Source organism: Vibrio sp. R12-SG2-ISO1, from assembly GCF_059834045.1.
In genome coordinates, this window is record NZ_JCBDGO010000019.1 from 135,557 (window position 1) to 157,288 (window position 21,732).

At 50.2% G+C, this 21,732-nt stretch carries 16 protein-coding genes; 4 read left to right on the top strand and 12 right to left on the bottom strand.

All coding sequences use genetic code 11. The features are described from left to right. Positions 1–5 precede the first annotated feature (5 nt). From AC6R10_RS13875 to ectA, 7 genes are all read right to left on the bottom strand, one after another. Positions 6–3,155: an efflux RND transporter permease subunit gene (locus AC6R10_RS13875; RefSeq protein ID WP_500672592.1), complete on the bottom strand. Its 3,150-nt coding sequence runs from the start codon at positions 3,153–3,155 to the stop codon at positions 6–8. After that, positions 3,152–4,348, bottom strand: coding sequence for an efflux RND transporter periplasmic adaptor subunit (locus tag AC6R10_RS13880; RefSeq protein ID WP_500672593.1), 1,197 nt, complete (start codon positions 4,346–4,348; stop codon positions 3,152–3,154). Before AC6R10_RS13880 ends, AC6R10_RS13875 begins: the two co-directional genes overlap by 4 nt. Then, the gene (locus AC6R10_RS13885; RefSeq protein WP_500672594.1) at positions 4,348–5,721 is read right to left on the bottom strand and encodes a TolC family protein; all 1,374 of its coding nucleotides are present in this window, start codon (positions 5,719–5,721) and stop codon (positions 4,348–4,350) included. Before AC6R10_RS13885 ends, AC6R10_RS13880 begins: the two co-directional genes overlap by 1 nt. A 114-nt stretch (positions 5,722–5,835) precedes the next feature. Continuing rightward, on the bottom strand, positions 5,836–7,272 hold the full coding sequence (locus AC6R10_RS13890) for an aspartate kinase (protein ID WP_334553273.1): 1,437 nt from the start codon (positions 7,270–7,272) through the stop codon (positions 5,836–5,838). Between the two features lie 61 nt (positions 7,273–7,333). Further along, positions 7,334–7,720 (bottom strand): ectoine synthase, encoded by a 387-nt coding sequence (locus AC6R10_RS13895; protein WP_334553271.1) that lies wholly within the window; start codon positions 7,718–7,720, stop codon positions 7,334–7,336. Between the two features lie 65 nt (positions 7,721–7,785). Further along, positions 7,786–9,051: a diaminobutyrate--2-oxoglutarate transaminase gene (gene ectB, locus AC6R10_RS13900; RefSeq protein WP_500672595.1), complete on the bottom strand. Its 1,266-nt coding sequence runs from the start codon at positions 9,049–9,051 to the stop codon at positions 7,786–7,788. A 28-nt stretch (positions 9,052–9,079) separates the two neighbouring features. Further along, positions 9,080–9,637, bottom strand: a complete 558-nt coding sequence (gene ectA, locus AC6R10_RS13905) for a diaminobutyrate acetyltransferase (protein ID WP_487902758.1) — start codon at positions 9,635–9,637, stop codon at positions 9,080–9,082. Positions 9,638–9,909: 272 nt separating this feature from the next. On the opposite strand from ectA, the gene AC6R10_RS13910 reads away from it, so the two are divergent. Beyond that, on the top strand, positions 9,910–10,731 hold the full coding sequence (locus AC6R10_RS13910; protein ID WP_420378219.1) for a tetratricopeptide repeat protein: 822 nt from the start codon (positions 9,910–9,912) through the stop codon (positions 10,729–10,731). Here the strand turns inward: AC6R10_RS13910 and gloA2 are convergent. Continuing rightward, on the bottom strand, positions 10,728–11,114 hold the full coding sequence (gloA2, locus tag AC6R10_RS13915) for an SMU1112c/YaeR family gloxylase I-like metalloprotein (RefSeq protein WP_487902759.1): 387 nt from the start codon (positions 11,112–11,114) through the stop codon (positions 10,728–10,730). The two genes, AC6R10_RS13910 and gloA2, sit on opposite strands and share 4 nt — an antisense overlap. Before the next feature lie 233 nt (positions 11,115–11,347). Between gloA2 and AC6R10_RS13920 the strand changes: the two genes are divergently transcribed. After that, positions 11,348–12,004, top strand: a complete 657-nt coding sequence (locus tag AC6R10_RS13920) for a nitroreductase family protein (protein WP_500628203.1) — start codon at positions 11,348–11,350, stop codon at positions 12,002–12,004. A gap of 9 nt (positions 12,005–12,013) precedes the next feature. Next, positions 12,014–12,310, top strand: coding sequence for a putative quinol monooxygenase (locus AC6R10_RS13925; protein WP_487902761.1), 297 nt, complete (start codon positions 12,014–12,016; stop codon positions 12,308–12,310). Positions 12,311–12,407: 97 nt separating this feature from the next. On the opposite strand, the gene AC6R10_RS13930 is transcribed toward AC6R10_RS13925, so the two are convergent. Both AC6R10_RS13930 and AC6R10_RS13935 read right to left on the bottom strand, forming a co-directional pair. Continuing rightward, the gene (locus AC6R10_RS13930; RefSeq protein WP_500672596.1) at positions 12,408–14,114 is read right to left on the bottom strand and encodes a solute:sodium symporter family transporter; all 1,707 of its coding nucleotides are present in this window, start codon (positions 14,112–14,114) and stop codon (positions 12,408–12,410) included. 142 nt (positions 14,115–14,256) lie between these two features. Then, positions 14,257–16,362 carry an alpha-galactosidase gene (locus AC6R10_RS13935; protein ID WP_500672597.1) on the bottom strand — a complete coding sequence of 702 codons (2,106 nt, stop codon included), beginning with the start codon at positions 16,360–16,362 and terminating at the stop codon, positions 14,257–14,259. Between the two features lie 200 nt (positions 16,363–16,562). Between AC6R10_RS13935 and AC6R10_RS13940 the strand changes: the two genes are divergently transcribed. Continuing rightward, positions 16,563–17,624 (top strand): LacI family DNA-binding transcriptional regulator, encoded by a 1,062-nt coding sequence (locus AC6R10_RS13940; protein ID WP_500672598.1) that lies wholly within the window; start codon positions 16,563–16,565, stop codon positions 17,622–17,624. Between the two features lie 167 nt (positions 17,625–17,791). On the opposite strand, the gene manA is transcribed toward AC6R10_RS13940, so the two are convergent. Together manA and mngB are read right to left on the bottom strand one after the other, a co-directional pair. Beyond that, positions 17,792–18,979, bottom strand: a complete 1,188-nt coding sequence (gene manA / locus AC6R10_RS13945; RefSeq protein WP_500672599.1) for a mannose-6-phosphate isomerase, class I — start codon at positions 18,977–18,979, stop codon at positions 17,792–17,794. A 65-nt stretch (positions 18,980–19,044) separates the two neighbouring features. Continuing rightward, a complete protein-coding gene (mngB, locus tag AC6R10_RS13950) occupies positions 19,045–21,690 on the bottom strand; it encodes a mannosylglycerate hydrolase (RefSeq protein WP_500672600.1) in 2,646 nt (881 codons plus the stop codon). Positions 21,691–21,732: the final 42 nt, after the last annotated feature.

The window sequence follows — 21,732 nt, forward strand, 5'->3', positions numbered from 1 at the left end:
ATAGCCTAGTTCACTTGTTGAGTAACTCGACGTCCCGCTCCACTGATGCGCTGCTTGAGTGCCAACAAGAGCGATCTGACATCCTGATCAATCATCAACAGCGATGGCGTTAAGATCAAAGTGATCAAAGTAGCAAACAAGATGCCGTAACCCAGCGCCGCAGCGGCAGGGATCAAAAATTGCGCTTGCATCGATGTCTCACTCAACAGCGGCGCAAGGCCCGCAAACGTGGTCACGGATGTGAGCAGCACCGCTCTCAGTCGACCTGAACATGCCTGTTCAATCGCTTCTGATACCGACAGTTTGGCCTCTTTGACCAGCTCATTGTAACGAGAAACGAGGAGCAAGCTGTCGTTAACCACGACGCCACTCAGTGCCAACACCCCATTCAGTGACAAGATGCTGATGGTCAAATCGTTCCACCAGTGACCCAAGATAGCGCCAACAATCCCAAACGGAATGGCGACCATGATGATCAAGGGCTGAACGTACGACTTGAGTGGAATCGCAAGCAGCGCAAAAATGACGATCAGAGCCAGCACGAACGTCGACTCCATTGAGTCGGTGGACTCCTTTTGCTGCTCAGCTTCACCGGTAAAGTCGATTTTGAGCGTCGGATAATCCGCTTTCAGTGTCTTCACCAAGGTGTTTTCAAGTTGTGCGACTAACTCATTCGAGGCGAGGATATCTTTGTCCACCGAGGCACTGACATACACCGCACGTAAGTTGTCGATACGGGTGATCTCTGACGGCTGATAATCCGAGTACACCTTCGCCACCGCCGACAAGGGCACCACCGTACCATCGCTGGTTCGCACGCTTGATTGCGCGATGTCCGCTAACGTTTGACGCTCACCCTCAGGGTAACGGACCCGGACTTTGACTTCGTCTTTACCCCGCTGAAAACGCTGTACAATGTCGCCACCAAACGATTGTAAGACTTGCTGAGACAGGCTTGCGGTATCCATGCCCATTGCACGGCCTTGCTCTGTCAGTTCGAATCGATACTGCGGCTCACCTAAATCGAGGTTGTCATCAATACCACTCACCCCGCCAATCGATTGAAGTGCCGCTTTCATTCGGTTCCCGGCATCGGTCACAATCTCGTCGCTACTCGCTTTGAGTTCGACTTTAAAGTTGTCCACCATCTCCTGATGAGAGCGAATACTGAGCTTTTTAACCCCTTCCATGTTACCCGACATCGCCAGCCATGCATCAGCAAACTCATCAATGTTATACGGCGCCTCTGGCGCTAGTTCCACTTGGATAGAGCCTGAGCGGTCGGCCGTGGCCGACACCTGTAGACTGGCAATCGCCGACGTATCGCTCTCGCCTCGCAATTGGGCATCCACCGTAAGCGCATGGCGCTCGAGGGTCAGTAAATTGGTTTCGGTTTGACCAAAGCTGACATCGTTGTACATCGACATTTCAGCCGAGACGGTGTCGCCGGCGATGTCTGGAAAAAACGCAACGCGCACGGCGCCGGTGAGCGGCATACCAATCACTAAAATGAATAACGCCAAAAAGCTGAGTACGACGGCATAGCGAAATTGCAGTGCGATTTTAATCAGCGGCTTATACACGCGTTGGTTGAAGCCATTTAACCCTCGCTCCGCGCCGCTTTGAATGCGGTTCCAAATCCCTTTGTTGTCTTTCCGGTGAGTGTCAATATGCGCAAGGTGCGCCGGTAGAATGAACTTAGACTCCACCAATGAGAGCAATAAACAGATGGTCACCACGGTGGCAAATTGCGCATAAATTTTGCCCATGTTGCCATCAATGGCGGCAATCGACAAAAAGGCAGCCACAGTGGTCAGAACCCCAAAGACGGTCGGCGCCGCCACTTTGAGTGTGCCTTTAATAGTGCTCTCTATGGTGTCCCCCTCAGCTCGGCGGGTCGCGTAAATGCTCTCGCCCACGACAACCGCATCATCCACAACGATGCCGAGCGCCATGATGAAACCAAAGGTGGTCATCTCGTTGATGGTCAGCCCAACGAACGAGTCGGTCATAAAAAACAAGGTGCCAAAGAAGACAAAGGGCAAACAAGCTGCGACCCAAAATGCCACGCGCAGGTTAAGAAACAGCGCCAACACAATAAACACCATCGCAATACCGGTGAGCGCGTTGGTGGCAAGCAGTGATAGACGCTCTTTGATCATGGTACTTTTGTCATACCAAGTTTCCATGTCGACATTGTCAGGCAATACGTTACTTGCTCGCCACTGCTCAACCACCTGTTTGGCCTGCTCAACAATGTTGACCACATCACTGCTGTCATCCATCAAAATCTGGATGCCGATAGCATTTTGCTGGTTATAACGGGACAACGAGTAGCTATCTTCTTCGAACGTGTCGCTGACCGTGGCAATATCGCCTAGTAGAATCTGTGCGCCTGACTGAGTTGTAATGATGGGAATTTGGCGAAAATCTTCCACTTGATACGCTTGCTCTGACGCTTTAAGTCGCACGGTTTTTTCGCTGTTGCGTAGGCTGGTCGAAATGGCCGTCGCGCTTTCTGCGTTGATGGCATCCGAGACATCCGTGAGTGATAAGCCATAGGCCTGCAAACCCTGCTCATCCACCTCCACCGAAATCATCCGCTCTAGCTCTGCGTTGATAGAGAGATCGCTGATCGCACTCTCACTCAACAAATCGGATTTCAGATCTTGAGCCAAGGTCTGCAATGTCGATCGGTCCGCATCGCCATACAGTTGCACCCAAATCGCATGATCCTGACGACGTGCTTTTTCGATGACCGGATTGTCCGCTTCCGCTGGCCAATTGTTGATGGCATCCACTTCGTTTTTGACATCCGTCAGCAAGGTATCCAGATCGTAACTGCTCTCTTTTTCAATCGACACATAGCTGCCAGTCGAATCCGACGTCGAGGTAATGCGTTTGATGCCCGGTACGGTTTCCAGCGCTTCTTCAATTTTTATCGCGATCCCTTCTTCCGCCTGAACCGGATCGCCACTGTCATAGCTGACAGCAACACTGACCACATCAGGTTCAAGAGTAGGAAATGCCTCTTTACGCAACGAACTGACGGAAAACAACCCCACGATGATGACACCCATCATCAATAAGTTGGCCGCCACTGGGTTGCGAGCAAACCACGCAATCACACCCGTAGAGTGATTCGACTGACTCATGATTTGCCCTCCTCATTAGCCAACACTTTCATGCCGACTTGAAAACTGCTCAAGGGACGCATCACCACTTGAGCCGCTTCTTCGCTCAGCGGATCAATATAGACGAAATTGTTTCGCTCAAATCGCTTGGTTGCGGCAGCTTTGACCAGGCTGCCTTGTTGGTTGACCATCCAGACTTCCCCCTGCTGCGAATACGCAGATGCTGGAATTTGCCAAAGGTTATCGACCTCAGGCCCAGTTAAAGTTGCTTTGACAAATGTACCCGGGTACAGCGGAGACGCCTGATCAAGAGGACGTTCCACCACCGCAATCACTGAACGCTGGCGCGTGGTCTCTGTGATATGTTGGTTAGCGCGATCGACGCGCGCTTGCCATTGGTGTTGGCTTTGACTGTCCGTCAACGTAACTTGCCACTGCGTGACATCACTCTGGCCGTCTGCTTGTAAGGTCAACCACTGTTGCTCCGACAAGGCTAACTCGACTTCAACACGATCCACGCTGTAGAGCGTCGCAATGCTATCGCCAGTCGAGACGTAGCTGCCCGGCTGAATAGAGCGGGCCACAATCAGCGCATCAAATGGGGCACGAATGCGGGTGTCCTCGAGATCTTTTTTCGCGGCCGTGAGGGTTTTTTCTGCGTTATCCAATGCCGCTTTAGCACTCTCGAGTTGGGGTTCACGTAGCACCAAGGTGGAACTTGGTTCACCGGATAATCCAGAGCGTTGCCACTCTGACTTGGCTTGTTCACCTTCACGCTGCTCTTCTAGGTAGGCAAGCTTTGCCGCCGCGACGTCCGCTTCTGCGCTCGCGACCGCTTGCTGGTATTGCGTATTATCCAGCGTGGCAAGGACCTGACCTTTTTTCACCACTTTCCCCGTTTCAAAATCATCAGCCAAGCTCACCACGCGGCCATTGACCTCACTGGTGAAACTGAGGTTGTATCTCGGCTGCGCCTCTGCGTAGCTGGTGATTTGCGCCTGATAGCGGTGGGCTTGAGTGGTCTGTATCGCAACTTGTGACAGCACGCGACTGGCCGATGCGCTTTGCTCTGGTTGTACCCTTTGCGCTTCCTGCGCGGGGGGCTCTCCAGGGCCTTTGGGCGGCGCCAGTTGGCTGCCATTGTAGGCAACAGCGGCAAAAATCGAACCCGCGGCAACCAACGTCACGGCTAGGGTCAGTGCATTTTTTTTCATCAAGATACTCCTAGGCCTAGCGCGAGGCCCAAATCAATTCGGTTTAACAATCGCTGGTAAGTGGCGCTCGTGAGTTGCGCTTCGATGTCGTAGGCTTGCTGCTGAACAGTGAGAAGGTCAAAAATATCCACCAGCCCCTCTCGATACTTTTGTTCATAACTTTCGACGCTGCGGCGCGCGCTCTGTAACGCGCTCTCGAGATGTTGCTGCTGCTTCTCCAAAGCATGTTCTTGGCCGACAGCGGTTTCTACTTCACTTACGGCATCAAGGAGTGTCTGCTGGTAAACCCAGTAGGTTTGCTCGGTGGTCAGCTCGGCCAACTCCGCTTGAGATTTCAACTTACCACCTTGAAAAATCGGCGCTGATATCTGACCCAACACGCTCCACACAGGGTTGGTGAGTAGCGCCTCACTCGGGGTTTGCGCTAGGTCGGTCAAACTGGCTGAAAGACTAAATGAGGGCAACATCGCTTTGTAAGCGGCATCGGTGCGCAGTGCTTCCGCTTCAATGTTGTAAAAGGCTTGCTGTAAATCAGGTCGACCAGCCATGTTTTGTACACCCAGACTGTCGAGCGGATTGAGCACCGTCGCAAATACCGCCGGCACTTCGTCCCCACTCAATTGAGGGGCACGCAGCCCAGTGAGCAGTGCTAAGTTGCGCTGACTTTGGGCTAGGTTCTCTCGATATTCCGCCACGGTCGCGCGCGTGGAAGATGAGTTGGTTTTTGCACTGTCGAGCTCTTCTAGACTGCCTAGCCCAACTTTGTAGCGCTCTAGCACCAGCACTTCGTTGTTTTCGAGAATGTCCAAGCGTCGCTGCTCTATATCCAACAGTTGTTTATTGACGCTGATTTCAAGCCAGCCCCGCATCACGTTGGCCGCAAGCAGATCTTTTGCCGCCTGCAAGCTCGCCTGTGTGGCGGCGATGTCTTTCTGCGCGGCGGCGCTGCTATCCGCCAACTGACGCCAGATATCCAGCTCCCAACTGACATTAAGCTCACCCGTGTAGCTCTCATCACTGCCTTCTGTTTGCTCAGCAGACAACCCAGCACTCAGTGTCGGCCATTGGTCCGCCGCGGTGATACCGTGCTGCGCATACGCCATTTTCAGGGCAACAATACTTTGTTGAAGGCTGGGATTATTCTCCATCGCCGCCGCTAAATAGGGCGCTAGCGCTGGAATGTTCACCAAATCGGTGATCGCCTGCAAAGGCTCATCACTTGGTGACTGTTCATCCACCAACTTGCTGACGAGCTGTTCGATGGCCTGCTCATTGCTGGTTTGCGCTTGGTCTACGTAATCGGTGCGATTGCCTGAGCTGCATCCCAGAAGGCTCGCCACGACAAGGCTGATTAAGGTTGTTCGAAAGGTCATGCTTACATCTCTCCCATCTGATAACGGTAAGAGTAAACAAGGCGGGGTTAAGAGAGGGTTAAGATACAAAAAGAGCAGGCGATGCCTGCTCGATAGGGGAAGGTGAGACTTAGATTACGCCACTTTCGTGTCGCGGGGAGCCATACCTTGTAGCTGGTTGTCGAAAAACTCTTCGTGCAAGGCACAAATCGCCGCTTTGTACTCCTTATCACTGACGACAAACTGCACGTTGACGTTACGCATCGACGAGTGCAAAGCGTAAGGCGTAATGTCAGCGTTCATGAGAGCGCTCACTCCTTTCGCTAACGCTTTGTTGGTATCGATTTGCGAACCAATCACCGAAATCAGCGCCACCATTCGGCCTTTGATTTCTGAATTCGGATAGCGTTTTTCCGCTTTGTACAACACCTTGTTCAGGCTATCGCTGTTACCGCCCAAATAATAGGTAATAGAGTTGGCGTTCATCTCTTTACCAATCAAGCTGACATGGGCATCCGAGATGATCTCCATCAGCTCGTAGCTGAAGTTGTCCGCTTCGCCGACCATGGATTGGTCAAAGAGATGCAGCGCAAAGACCTTCTGCTTACCGGCTATAATTTCCACTTTGTCCGCCGTTGGCTGGAACTGGTTAGAAATCAGAGTGCCACGATGCTCGGGCTCAAACGTGTTCTTTATTTGCAGCTCGATACCACTTTCACGCAGCCCAGCCGCTGCATTCGGGTGAATGGCTTCCATCCCGAGACTTGCCAACTGATCCGCCACGTCATAGTTAGTGTGGCCAATTGGCAACACTTTCTCAGGACCAACGACGCGAGGGTCCGCCGAGCTAAGGTGATACTCTTTGTGGATAATGGCGAGATCCGCATTGGTCAGTGTGGCGATGCGGCTAAACGTCATCTCGCTGTAGCCACGATCAAAGGTCGACATCAGGCCGTCTTTACATGACGCATAACCCGTGACGATGGGGAGCTCTTGGCTGACATCAATCTCTTTAAAGGCGTTGAGGATATTCTCATCTAAGCTCTCGACTTTGTCAGAGCTCCAGCCTGAGAGGTCAACAAAACGCGCTTCAATGCCCATATTTTTCAGTTTTAACGCCGTGTTAAATGCACTGTGCGCTTCACCTATTGACGCCAAAAATTCACGTACTTGAGGCAAGTAGTGGCGCAAAGTGAACTGGCCGTATTGGCACGTTTCCAGAATATTTGAGATGCAGTTGCGCGCCTCAGAAATACGCGAGCGAATGAACTTGTCCGCGCGCATCCGGTTCATGGGGTCGGCAAACATGTGCTCGTTGGTCAGCAGCATGCGCTGCTCAACCTCTGCCAGTGCATCGCTCCAGCTGTCATCGCGTTTCGCGATCAGCTGATACACCCCAGGTTTGCTGGTCTTTTTACACTCCAGCAGCGCATCCGTGATGCCGCCATACGCGGACACCACAAACACTCGATTATAGAGGTTGTCCCTATTGGGACGCAGGATAATGTTTTCTAGCACGGCATCAAATGCCGTCATTGAGGTACCGCCGATTTTCTCTACGGTATAAGTCATAATATCGCCTTTCGTTCGATTTAATGGTTAGGATTAGGTGCGTTGTTCCTGCTCATTGCCCCTAATCTGCGATGGGATAGACCCCTTTTTCATCGTGCACTTCTGCGCCTGTCAGTGGCGGGTTGAAGACACAGGCCATCACCATGTCGGCCCCTTTGTAGGCGCGCAGGTAATGCTCATCGTGCTTATCGAGGATGTACAATGTACCCGGCTCAATGTGGTATGTCTTACCACCGACGACTTCAATTTCACCTTTACCGCTCATGCAGTAGACAGACTCTAGATGATTTTTGTAGTGGATGTGCGTTTCGCTGTCTTCGTAAATCGTCGTGATGTGGAAAGAAAAGCCCATGTTGTCGTCTTTGAGCAACATACGCACGCTTTCCCAATTATCCGTCGCGATTCGACGTTCACTATCACGACATTCATCTAAGGTTCTGACTATCATTCTCTGTTCCTTTTCGCTTTCTTTTTCTGCCAACCGAATGGGGTCGGTACGACGTTGTTTTGAGCTTAAGATGCTTGCTTGAACTGCTTAACCGCGACCCGTTGAACTGCCTCTTCAAAGATGCGCAGACCTTGTTCTAGTTCTTCTTCTGTGATGGTCAGCGGGCAGAAAAACTTCACCACTTCATCGTCAGGCCCTGCTGTCTCGATCACCATGCCGAGCTCAAAACAGTGCTTCGCAATGTCGCTGGCAATGTCGCCGTTGACACACTCGATACCCTGCATCATGCCGCGACCTTTCACTTGCTCAAACAAGTTAGGGTGACGCTTCAAGCTGCGAGTAGTCAATTGCGTCACTTTGTCGGCGCAGTTTTTCACGTGGGCTTCAAACTGTGGATCGGCCCAGTAGGTCTCAAGCGCTTTCGCTGCGGTGACGAAGGCATGGTTGTTACCTCTAAACGTACCGTTGTGCTCACCAGGCTTCCAAATATCCAGTTCCGGACGCAGCAACACGACGGCCATCGGTAAGCCGTAACCACCAATCGACTTCGAGAGCGTCACGATATCTGGGGTGATCCCCGCAGGTTCGAAACTAAAGAAGGTGCCCGTACGGCCACAGCCCGCTTGAATATCATCAACAATCAGTAGAATGCCGTTGGCTTTACACAGTGCGTCGAGTTTTTGTAGCCAAGCGTTAGAGGCCACATTCAACCCCCCTTCACCCTGTACGGTTTCAAGCAGTACAGCGGCAGGTTTATCCATACCGCTTGAGTTATCTTGCAGCATGGTTTCAAACAGTTTTAAGCCATCAATATCGGCATAACCATCAAATGGAATACGCGTCACTTGGCTCTGCATTTGGCCCATTTCTTGTCGATGATGCTGGTTACCCGTTGCAGCCAGTGCCCCAGCAGTACAGCCGTGGAAACCGTTGGTAAAGGCGACAATCGAACTACGTCCTGTCACTTTACGCGCCAATTTGAGCGCGGCTTCTACCGCGTTTGTGCCCGTTGGGCCAGTAAACTGCAGTTTGTAGTTGAGTTCACGCGGCGCAAGGATGATGCGATTAAACGCGTCAAGAAACGCCGCTTTGGCGGTGGAGTGCATGTCTAAACCATGCGTGATGCCATCAGATTCGATGTACTCCAACAAGGCCATTTTTAGTACCGGGTTGTTGTGGCCATAGTTCAATGAGCCCGCACCGGCTAAGAAATCGAGATAGCGCTCGCCCCCTTCAGTTTCTAGCCAGCAACCTTTGGCTTTGGTGAATACCACCGGAAAGTTGTTTGAATATGAACGTACTTTTGATTCTTGCTTATTAAAAATATCCATAATAAGACCGTTTGGGTTCCTCAATTATTTATTGGGACGAGTGTGCGTGAGCACGAGAAAGTGGGATGCGATACAAATACTCAGTATCGTGCTCCCCTTTAAAATGGGTGTTTTGGTCCAAGAAAACCGAAATCTCACCGCGCTTGCCATGACGTTTGTCCAGCTTTTCGAACAACATCCACGACGCCGTATTGTTCTTTGTTATCGTCGTTTCTATCGCGTTGATGTCGGACAAGGTGTCGCGAGCGAGCAGGCGGTCTAACATTTTCGAAGCGATGCCTTTACCTCGGTGATCGCTCGATACCGCCACTTGCCAAACAAACAGCACATCTGGCTGTTGTGGCTTGCGGTAGGCAGAGATAAATCCAGCCACCTCATCATCAATCTCAACCAAAATGCAGGTGTCCGCAAAGTGGGTAGACTGAAGAAAGTTACAGTACGAAGAGTTAACATCCAGTGGCGGACAATCTTTGATGAGTTGGAAAATCTGGTCGCCATCGGTATCACTCGGCTCTCTAAACCGCCACGTTGGGCGTTGGGGTTGTGTAATTTCCGGATACATAACCCAGGGCGCTGACGTAATCATGTGCAGATACATTTCCTTTGAACTCTAATTAAATTCGCCATTATTATGAGCAAAATCGGGCACCAAAAATCAAATTTGGCGCCGAATCAACCGCATTTTTGTGATAAAAATCACATAAATCCAAATTGCACATAAAGTTTAACAATGGTTAGTGCACTAAATTATTTCATTCGGAGTATCATGTCGCGCGCGTCTATGATTAACTATGCTTATATTTATCTTAAGTGACTCGATTGGAACCCCCGATGATTCGAACCCTAATTAGTTTTCTCATGCTCCTCTCACTGAGTTTCCCTACCCTCGCGGAGCAAGAAAAATACTCCGACTCCGAGATGCTCGATCGCCCGCTAATGGAGCGCTATATCCTCGATGAGCTCAAAGCTCTGCGCCAAGATCAACAAGATTTAGAGCGCCGCTTGGTGGTTCAAATTACCGACCGAGAACTCGAAGTGGCCGACAAATCCCTCAACTACGCCAACGTCACCGTGACCTATTTTTTCTACATCATCGCCGGTGTCGCGTCGTTGATTGCCTTTGTTGGTTGGCAATCTCTGCGAGAGTTCAAGCACAACACCAAAGACATGGCCGACAAACGACTCGATGCGATTGCCAAAGAGTACGAGAAGAAATTCAGTGCATTGGAACGCGATCTAAAACGTAAGACGCGCGTGATCAGTGAAAACAACAAAGAGATTGAGAAGATCAATGAAATCCACAATTTATGGCTAAGGGCGCAAAGTATGCCGACCGCCGAGCAGCGAATTGATGTGTATGATGAGATCTTGACCATGCGACCGGGCGATCTTGAAGCGCTGACCTACAAGGCGGATGCAGCGATGGAAATTCGCGAGTACCACTGGGCGTTGAGTCTATGTAATCGTGTCCTTAACCTCGACAACAATAATGGCCCTGCACTCTATCAGCGTGCTTGTGCCTACTCTCGTTTGGGGATTGAAGAGCAGGCGATTCTGGATTTGGAATTGGCGATTGAATCAAGTCCGTCGATTCGAGAGTTGATCAATACGGAGCCGGATCTAGAGGGGCTACATGGCAACCCACGATTTGATGCCCTGCTCCTCGATGAGCACCACTAAGCTTGATAGATTTCCAGCGGTAAACCATCGGGATCTTGAAAGAATGTGAAGGCTCTACCTGTGAACTCATCCACTCGGATGGGTTCCACCTCCACCCCTTGCTCTGTTAAATATTGCCCATACGCCTCAACGTCATCCACGACAAAGGCTAAATGACGCAATCCACGCGCTTCAGGTCGGGTTGGTCTTTCAGGCGGTGATGGAAAGGAAAAGAGCTCAATTTGACCACCACCAGGCAAAGCCAAATCCAGTTTGTAGGAGGCTCTTTCCGCTCGATAGTTTTCCGCGATCACTTCAAATCCTAACACCTGAGTGTAGAACGCTTTCGACGTCGAATAGTCAGAGCAGATAATGGCGACATGGTGGAACCCTTTGATAGACATCAGTCATTTTTCCTTATTTTTTCAGTGTCCTAGAAAGATTATGGACGATTGAGTCCAAAGTGATTGGACAGGATGACACTTTTTCCATTCATAGACCGCGCTTATAGTAACGCCATCGCTTCGCTGCCTCAACGCAGCGCAGACAACCTTTTGATAAGCGGGCCAAGTGATGGTTGACCATTGTGAACATCAGCCCTAGTCATCAGTACAACATAGACAATTTAGGAGCCAACATGACTCACCCAATCATTCAAGATTTGAACTCTCGTTACACCGCGAAAAAATACGACCCGAGCAAACGTATCTCGGCAGAAGATATGGCGGTGATCAAAGAAGCATTGCGTTTATCGGCCTCGTCAATCAACTCTCAACCTTGGAAGTTCATCATTGTTGAGTCTGACGAAGCGAAGCAGCGTTTTCATAATACGTTCGCGAACATGCACCAATTCAACCAACCGCATGCGACCGCGGCCTCACACACCATCTTGTTTGCTTACGATCCTAAGTTCACCAAGGAGAAGTTCGCCAAACGTGTTGACGCTGAAGTTACCTCGGGCCACCTACCTGCTGACATGTACGATGCGTTTATGGGTGCCTATGCGTTTGCTGACATGAACACCGATGAGACCGGCTTCAATGGTCACTGGACCAAAGCCCAAGTCTACCTAGCCCTGGGCAATATTCTTCACACCTTAGCTCGCCTTGGCATTGATTCTACGCCAATGGAAGGAGTGGACCCGGCATTGATTGGTGAAGAGTTTAAACAAGAGCTCGACGGTCACGTGGTCGAAGTCGCACTTGCGATGGGTTACCACCTAGACGGTGAAGACTATAACCACGGCTTGCCTAAAGCGCGCTTGGCGCTAGACGATGTAATCACCACGTTGTAAGGCATCAAAATGACTGAACAACCCGTTACTGTCGTCGCCAATGTGATCGCCAAAGCGAACGATATTGAACAGGTAGAAGGCGCTCTGACCAAGTTAGTGACGCAAACTCGCAAAGAAGTAGGGTGTATTTGCTACGATTTGCACAAAAACAACGACAATCCTGCCCATTTCGTTGTGTATGAAATCTGGCAATCCGAGCAAGCACTGCAAGCGCACGCCGCCAGCGCGCACTTTCAAGCCTACGGCGCCGAAGTTGAGGGCATGGTGGAGCGTTTCTCCGTCGATAAGATGACGAAAATCGCTTAAGTCTCGCCCAACAAGCAGGCAAATTCAGATAATAAAATCCCCCGCCTATCCATTGATAAGCGGGGGATTTTATTATTTGTTAACAGTCACGAGGCGGTTACTCTGTTTGAGTGGTTAGCAACGTCGATTTACGGCGCTTGGCGACTCTCAAAGCGATACCGACCAGCATCACCAAACCACAGACACCGTACACCTGCATTACCGTCGGGTCATTTGAGACAAAACCCACATTCGAGAACATCACATACGCACCCAACACCATGTATAAGATGATCGCTGACGCTTCAAAGCGGAATGCCCACGGTGTCACGTCCATTGACTCGTTGATGGGCATCTCGTAGTCCGTGTCACGAGGAGCAAAACGGCCAATGATGAACATCAACGCCGTACAAACAACAAATAGAATGGCCAGTTGGTGCAGGAAGTGAATCGGCGTATCGAACACCAACTGCATGGCCGCGTAGGATGAAACAAACACCACCAATGCCAATTTCGCCGCCAGTGCAGGCACACGTTTAGAAATGTAACCGACAAACACGATAGTAAAGATCGGCACACTAAAGAAGCCCGCAACCATCTGCAAGTATTGGAACAAACCTTCCGGTGCGTACATGATAAATGGCGCGATGCAAACCGAGACGATAGCAATCAACACACCAAACACACGTCCTTTGCCCACCAGCTCCTCGTCGCTTTTATCTCTGCCAAACAAAGGTTTATAAACGTTAAGTGCAAAAAGCGTGGTTGAGCTGTTGAGTACCCCATTGAAGGTACTCAATATCGCACCAAACATGACCGCAACAAAGAACCCTACCAATGGCTTAGGCAACACTTCATTGACAAGGCGCGTGTACATTGAGTCTGGGTTGCCCGCATCGGCACCAAACATGTGAAACGCAATGATACCGGGGATGATCAAAAACAGCGGCGAAATGACCTTAATCGCACCGGCCAAAATCACACCTTTTTGACCCTCTTTGAGGTTTTTTGCACCCAATGCACGTTGAATGATCGATTGATCCGTTCCCCAGTAGTAAAGGTTCACCAGCAACAAACCCGTAAATAGGGTTGAGAACGGCAGTGGATCGCTTTCGGTACCGACCGATTGCAGCTTCTCTGGCGCCGCCGTTAGTAGAATATCCAACCCTTCGGCAAAGCTGCCACCACCAAGCACCATTAAGCCAAACACTGGGATCATCAATCCCCCAACAATCAGCCCAACACCATTGATAGTATCGGCAATCACCACCGCTTTCAGGCCACCATAAATGGCATAGAAAAACCCGAGTACACCTATGGTCGCGGAGATCAACGCAATCGAACCAAACTCAGAAATACCGAGCAAGCCTTGCACATCAAATATCTCACCCAATACCACTGCGCCAGCGTACAAGGTGGTCGGGAGAATGTTAATCACATATTGGCAGAGGAAGAGTAAGGTAACGAACTTTTTCACCGACATGTCATAGCGGCTTTCGAGAAAATCAGGAATGGTGGTAATACCTTGTTTAAGGTATCGCGGGACCAGCAGTAGCGCGATGATCACCAAGGTGACACCGGACGCGACTTCCCACCCCATCACACTCATGTTGTGGGTATAGGATTGGGCACTCATGCCGACAAAACTGGTGGCGCTGAGGTTAGTTAAAATCAGTGAGCTAGCAATCAACCCACCGGTAAGGCTTCGTCCACCGAGGAAGAAACCTTCTTCAGAATTGTTCTTATCGTTACGCACTTTGTTGTAGGTAAATACCACCACAAAGCCCGTAAACAGCAAAAACGACAGCAGTACGGTTATAGACATCTTGTTTCCTTCATTATTGAAATATTCTAATTAGCGCTTGGGGATCGCTTTTTCGTTATGTAGGGGATCACGCTAAACCGTGCCGGGGGTCTGCTCAGAAGCTCAGCAGTGCAAAGTCTAGCGTGATGGTAAACTTGTGACGTTAATGGGTCTTTTTCAGATGGACAATCAACGCCGATTCCGGATCTAAAATGGGTAAAGTCACACCAATTTCTTTGAGGTTGTCGCCGCTTAATTTCAGCGTCTTATCCAACCATTTCGGTCTTTGTTTCATCAGTTGGAAGCTGGTTTGCGGCATTTCGACGATCGTCACTTCATAACGCGCGTGTTCATCCACACAACTGACACGCAGCGGCGAAGGTAGCGCGTGATTTGGCATCGCCAATTGACACACCGTCAGCAGCATTTCGTCGCCGTTTTCCACGCCATAGATGTGCTGGCGATCATCAGCAGGGTCGATGCGAAATGAGCGGCCGTGATGCAACAAATGGCGATAGCGTTTATGCAACGCGATATAGTGCGCAAAGGCGGCTTTTTCTTCTTTGCTGACCGACACGGGATCAAGTTCAACCCCCATATGTCCTCCCAAAGCAGTCACACCACGCATGTTGATGCTGTGACGACGGTTGGTTGAATGACACTCAGCCGGGCCAATGTGCGCCCCCATCACCTCCGGTGGGAAAAAGTAGCTCATGCCACGCTGAATGGTTTGACGCTCCAACGCATCGTTGCAGTCTGACGCCCAGAAGCGATGGGTTCGTTTTAAGACCTCAAAATCAATTCGTCCACCGCCCGATGAACAGGACTCAATCTCCACCGTTGGATGTGCCTCAATTAACTTATCCACCAAGCGATAAAGCGCCTTGGTTTGGCCATGCACCGCCGGTTTGCCTTGATGGCCAGGTTGAACCAATTCACGGTTCATATCCCACTTAAGATAGGTAATGTTGTAGCGGCTTAATAGATCGTTAAGCCTGTCATAGAGGTACTCAAAACAGCGCGGATTTTGCAGATCTAGCACATACTGCCAGCGACCTGACGGCTGATGATAGCCTTGTAAACCCAGCACCCAATCAGGGTGTGCGCGGTAGAGATTGGAATCTTGGCTCACCATTTCAGGCTCCACCCACAAACCAAACTCCATGCCCTTATCATTAACGTGTGCAATCACTGGCTCGAGCCCATCGGGGTATTTGTTTTCATCCAGATACCAGTCTCCGAGGGCGCTTCGCTCACCGTCGCGGCCCACAAACCAGCCATCATCAATAATGAATCGCTCCACGCCCATTTCTGCCGCTTCGCTGGCCATCTGCATGATGTACTCCGGCTTGTGGTCAAAATAGATGCCCTCCCACGTATTCAGATGCACTGGACGAGGCTTGGTTTGAGGAAAACGCACAATATGAGAGCGCACGAACTGATGGAAGCGCTCAGAAATACCGTTGAGACCGGTTTGACTGTACACGCCATAGAGCCAAGGAGATTGGTAAACGTCGCCGGGCGATAAGCGCATTTCACCAGAGAGCAGCAACTCACCCGCTTGAACAAAACGGCGTCCGTCACTTCGCACATCAGCGCGCATTTGATGGTTGCCACTCCAACCGAGGTGAACACCCCACACCTGACCTTGCTGCTCGCTAAAGCCATTGGTTCCGACAAACAAGCCTGGGAAATTCTCGTGAGAGGTACGTCCACGGCGATTCTCTTGCATAAAACCACCATGTTCAAAACGCTGACGCTGAGTTTGGAATTCATGACACCAACGGCCGTGGAAGGTCATCAGTTCATTCGCGTGATTCGGCAAGGGTAGGGTCGACGAGAGCTTGCCAAGATAATAAGTTGATGCGCCAACATTTTTCACCGCAACACGTTTTTGCAGTACATCGCTGACAGGATCCAGTTGTAACTCGATCGTCAGCGCGAGCCCTGCCACATCATCACTGAGCTCAAAGGTCGCACTGTGATCGTTATGAGAAACTCCAGTCACCTGAAAAACCGGAGCCCAGTCCTCTCCATCACGATGCCCTTCTATACCCGGTGCATTAAAGTGCCCACTACCGAGTTCAGGACACAAGGACAAAGGCACATCGACATCCAGTCGAGCTTGAGATATCGGTCGCTCGGTAGAGAGCAGTAAATCCTCATCGATTTGAGCAATCTTCGCTCCCCAATGAAGAATCTCAGGAACGCGATCCACTTTAATGATCACGCTGTGTTGTTGACTTGATAAATGAATAAATTGGCTCATACACCCTCTTGATGTTTTCGCAAACATAATGAATAGGTTCATTGTGCTAATTTTCACTAGTAAATCGACAAAACCCGCCTATAAATGTGATCAATATAAACCTCGCACTGACAAGACTGTGCACCACTTCAATTTGTTTTCGGAAACAAAAGTGTAGTGTTATGATCACATTAAGTTCATGATATTGGAGTGGTGTTTTTATGTCCGTCACCTTTAAAGATGTCGCAAAATTGGCCGGTGTATCAACGCAGACTGTCTCACGTGTCACCAATGGTGCTGACAGTGTCTCCCCTGCCACACGCGATAAAGTCAACGCAGCGATCAAGGCGTTGGGCTACGTGCCCAACAAGGGCGCACAAATGCTCAGCCGAGCGAAAAGTCATATGGTGGGCGTGGTGTCATTGGATCTCTCGTTGCATGGCGTGGCACTGATTGACAGTGGCATTCGCCAACAGGCGCAACAGTTGGGTTATGGCACCGCACTCTCTGTGGTCAGCCAGACAGACATGGATGCGATGAAAAGCGCCATTCGTGAGCTGATGGCGCAGCAAGTGGACGCCATCATTATCAATGCCCCATTAGATAGTGGCCAAGCGGTGCACTTGGTCGAGAAGTTCTCGCAGCTTCGCTTAGTCTTTATCGACGTTCCGCCCGATACGCCAGTCCACTCGGTGTGCGCCGCTCACTATGAGGGTGCAAGTCTTGCGGCCCAGCATTTGATTCACTGTGGTCGCGAGCGTTTTGTGCTGATCTCAGGGCCACAAGAGTCCACGGCGTCATCCCTACGCTTACAAGGCTGGCAAGAGACCCTCTCAAACCATCAAGCGCAAGTAGTGCTGTGTGAAACTGGGAACTGGCAGGCTGAGAGCGGCTATTTGGCCATCAAAACCGCCCTTGCAAGGCGTCTCTCATTCGATGCGGTCTTAGTGGCCAGTGACCAAATGGCGCTGGGCGTTCTCTGCGCCCTCAATGAACATGGTATTTGTGTACCCGATAACGTTTCGGTGGTGGGCTTTGATGGTCAACAGGACAGCGCCTATTTCACCCCTGCCCTCACCACTATCGAGCAAGACTTTTTCACCATTGGTCAACAAGCGGTCAAGATCGCGATTAAGAGTGACAACAGCGACCCTCACCAGCGTACCCAGATCACCGTACCTGTTACCCTCCTCCAACGAGAGAGTAGCGCGATGAAAGTCGCCCAGCCCTTGGACAAGAGTGCGATTGTTGCCAAGTTGGAAGAGATAAAAGCGCTGCTTTGAACGCGGAGAATGACCGGAATCCAACACGTAAAAAAACCGCCTTGCGGCGGCATGGTCAAACTGCGTTCGACAGAGTTGTGAGCGACCATCAAACCAATACTGAGCCTAAATAGAACCTATCCGTTTAGGCTCTGGTACCTTTATTACTGACAACCGTCCGGGGGGCACTAGTTGTAAGCACGAGCCAAGATACCGTTCCCTTGATATTGGTAAACGTTAGAATTATGGCTGACAAACACCGACTCTCCTGGACGCAGAGTGACGTGTTCATCATTGGCACTGATGACCGCTTCACCCTCAACACAAAATAAGATTTCTGCGCTGCGCAGGTAGATGGATTTCACTTCATCCGTCGCAGACAGAACATCAAAACCGAAATCATCGACAGGAATCGGATAACTCAACTTGCCCTCTTTAAGTACGGGCTCTAGCTTAATGTGGCGAGGATCAATAGGCTCAAAACGCGTGTTATCTATCAGCTCTGCAACATCAATGTATTTCGGCGTCAGCCCCGCGCGTAGAACGTTATCAGAGTTTGCCATGATCTCCAGCCCTGTCCCTTGTACATAGGCGTGAGGTGTTTCCGCATGTAAGAACATCGCCTCTCCAGGCGCCAACTCAACCGTGTTCAACAACAAGGGTGAGAACAAGCCAATGTCATCTTTATAGTGTTGTTTAAAATCCGCAACGTACTGAAATGCTTCACGTGACATAGCGGTTTTTGCAGGGCGCTCAATCGCGGCATACAGCTCTTCAAGCGCGAACTGCTTCGCAGCGCCCTCGAGTGACATAATCGCGCTAAAAAAGCACTTGAGCGAATCGCTATTGGGTTGCTGCTTAAGCTGCGCCAATTCTTGGCTTAGTGACGATATGTTGGCTTCGTTAAACAGCGCGATGATCTCTGCGATAGGACGAAAACCATTCATGGCTTTGTAGAAGGTTAACGCATACACCAACTCCGGCTTGTGATTCGGATCTTTGTAGTTACGGTTTGGCGCATCGAGGGCAATACCCAAGGCGTTTTCTCTCTCAAAGCCCTGTTGTGCTCTCTCTTTGCTCGGGTGGACCTGTATCGACAACGGCGTTTCTGCCGCCAGTACCTTAAACAGATAGGGCAACTCACCAAAACGAGCAGCCGTATAATCTCCAAACATGCCTTTGCTGTCTTTCGCTATCACCTCTGACAGCAACTCTCCCGTGGCGGCAATTTTAGAACAGCCATTTGGGTGCGCACCCATCCAAATTTCCGCTTGCGGCTCATCGTTAGGGTTCTGAATACCAAACAACTTGGAGATGGCATGTTTACTTCCCCAAGCGTAGTTTTGAATGACGTTTTCTAGTTTAAAAATCGACATGATGCTTCTCACAACAGCTTAACAAGAGCCTGCGAGAACGCAGGCTCATTGGGTTCACGACCGAGTTAAAATTTCACTTGGAACGATTTGGCTTGGCAGGCTTGAAGCGTCGCGAATGATTGCATTTCGACTTCGCTCTCTTTCACTTGCTCATCCAAGCCTGTTTCACGCCATGAACGGACTGGACGCGTGAATGACACGCAGTCTTCTATCTCACCGCTCTCTGCTGGGTTATAGACACGCAGAATTAAGGCATCCTCGTCTTCCGCTTTTTTCAACACACTGAGCACCGCACCTTGTTGAGACTTGCTCAGTAGTGAGTAAGTTAACGGCTTGTCTTGCTCACCCACATTCAACTTCATTGCGTTGTAAGGAATCTTGTTGTAGCACTCAATCGGTGTGACGTTATCGCGTGCATGCGCCATGATGTTGGCGTCAATGTGATTGCCCGCAAATCCATACAGCGCGAAATGGCACTCCAACGGTCCACGGGTTTGGGAGTCTGGCGTAGGAATTTTAATGCCTGATGGACGACCAGGACGCAGCAACAGTTCTTCTTTACCCAATACACCCACACCACGAAGCAAGGTGAGCGCGAAAGTGTCACGCTGATCGTCACCTTGGCTTGCGATCACTTCAAACTCGCGCAAACCGTTAGTCATGATGGCCATACCGCCCGCCTGATTTTCCACGGCAGCGAAATTCATCAATTGATAGACAGGAACAGGCGCTTCCTTCCAACCTTCTTGCTCCCACACCGCCATCGCTGGGTCATTCGTTGGACGAGTAATCAAACCAAACTGGTTGTCAGCCACAACGTGCTCTGAAACAAATGGCGTTGGAATCAACACGCGAACTCGATGGTCGTCGGCTTGATTGTCCACCAGCATGCGCACATCAATACGGCGAGAGCCCTGCGCAAGCACCACTTGGCACTGGACATGCACATAGCCATTTTGACCGCTACGAGCCTCTCGTTCTGTCAAATCTGCGGGTACCGCCATGCGAGTTTCGATGGTTGCAACGGACTGGAATCCTTCATGTTTTACCGACGTGTTGGCTTCAAACTCATCAGAATAGAGTAACCACTCTTTGCGCGACGGCGAATAATCGTATTCATCACCATCGTCCGAACCATCTTCAATGCGCAGCACTTGATCAAACGTCATCTGCGTTTCTTTATCAAAAATAGTCAGTGTTCCGTTGCCGTTGACTTGGATGCGGTAAAACTCGTTTTCCATCACCTGCGCCTGATCTGGGGTATCCACACCTTTTTGTGTGCCGGTTTGGTTGGCTTCAATATGCAATGTCGTGTAACCCATTGCAGGAACGGCGTGTTTGATTTGAATGTCATATTCGATGAACGGATCGTAGTTGCCGTAATGAACGATTTGACGGTCAATCTTGCCAGGGTCAATCACACGCTGATCTTGGATGTAGTACTCAACCGGTTTGCCTTGGTCATCAAACAAGTTAAACGCATCGGCACGAATCGTAATCGTGGTGTTGATCACTTCATCGCGCTCATAGGGCGACAAGTTGAATAGCGCAAGCTTGTCACACCCTTCGCGCTCAGGCATGTGATCAACGATTTTGCGCTTGTAGAAGTTGATGAGGTTCGACGCCATATCATCCGCGAGAATATAACGGTTGAGGATTTCCGCATGCACCTTGTCAGAACAACAGCAGCCGATCGAGTCGTGTGCATGGTTTTTCATGCTCTCTTTCCACATCTTTTCAATCAGACCGTGGTGATACTCAAAACCGAGTGTCCATGCGATAGAAGCTAAGGGCTCAAGAATGTTCACAATCTTGTTCTCAACCTGAGCGTGGATCAGTTTGATGTCCATACGCGTCGAAGAAATGGTGCGATGAACACGCATGTACTTTCCATCATTAAACTCGCCTTTGACGGTATCTAGGTTGTCGCGTTCCTCACGAATGCGGTCAAACACCTCCTCAAAGCGGCTCATCATAAATTCGCGCTCAGGGTAGATCTCACGCAGCTTGTCCATCACATCAAAGATGTCTTTTTGGATCGGCATCTGGTCATGGCCATTGGGTAACAAAATATCTTTGGTAACTGATGGCTTTTCCAATACCGGGAAGTATTTATCAAGACGCGCACGCAAACCTGCTTCATCTTGAGGTAAGTATTTACCAATCGCGTAACCTAATGGCAGCACTTGTGCCAGAACTTCAGAACCGTCGTTAGACTGCCATACAAACTCAGTCTTGTTGGTCCCATGACGCTCAGAACAACCACGCCAGAACATGGCGGTGTCAATTCCGAAGCCGTTGTAAATCATAGGCAGTTGTGAGCTCATGGAGAATGAGTCGGGCAAGTAGCCAATCTTCATTGGCTCCCCTAACGCCAGACAATCACGCATGCCATACAGCATGTTACGAACGATCGATTCACCCGATACTTGCATCGTGTCGGTTTGCGAATACCAAGGACCAATAATCAGTTTGCCCGCTTCAACAAGAGATTGAACGCGCTGTTTGTTTTCCGGCTTGATCGCGAAGTAGTCTTCCAGTACGGCGGTCTGGCCATCCAGTACGTAATACTTGTACTCGGGATCGCTCTCCAGACGTTGCATGATTTCTTCCATATTGTTGATCAGAAGAATGCGTGACTCTTCGGTGGTGAAATACCACTCGCGATCCCAGTGCATGTGAGGAGTAATATGAACGCGTGATGTAGTCATTTTGTGTACCTTTCGAACTGCATTGCAGTGTTGAATTCGTTG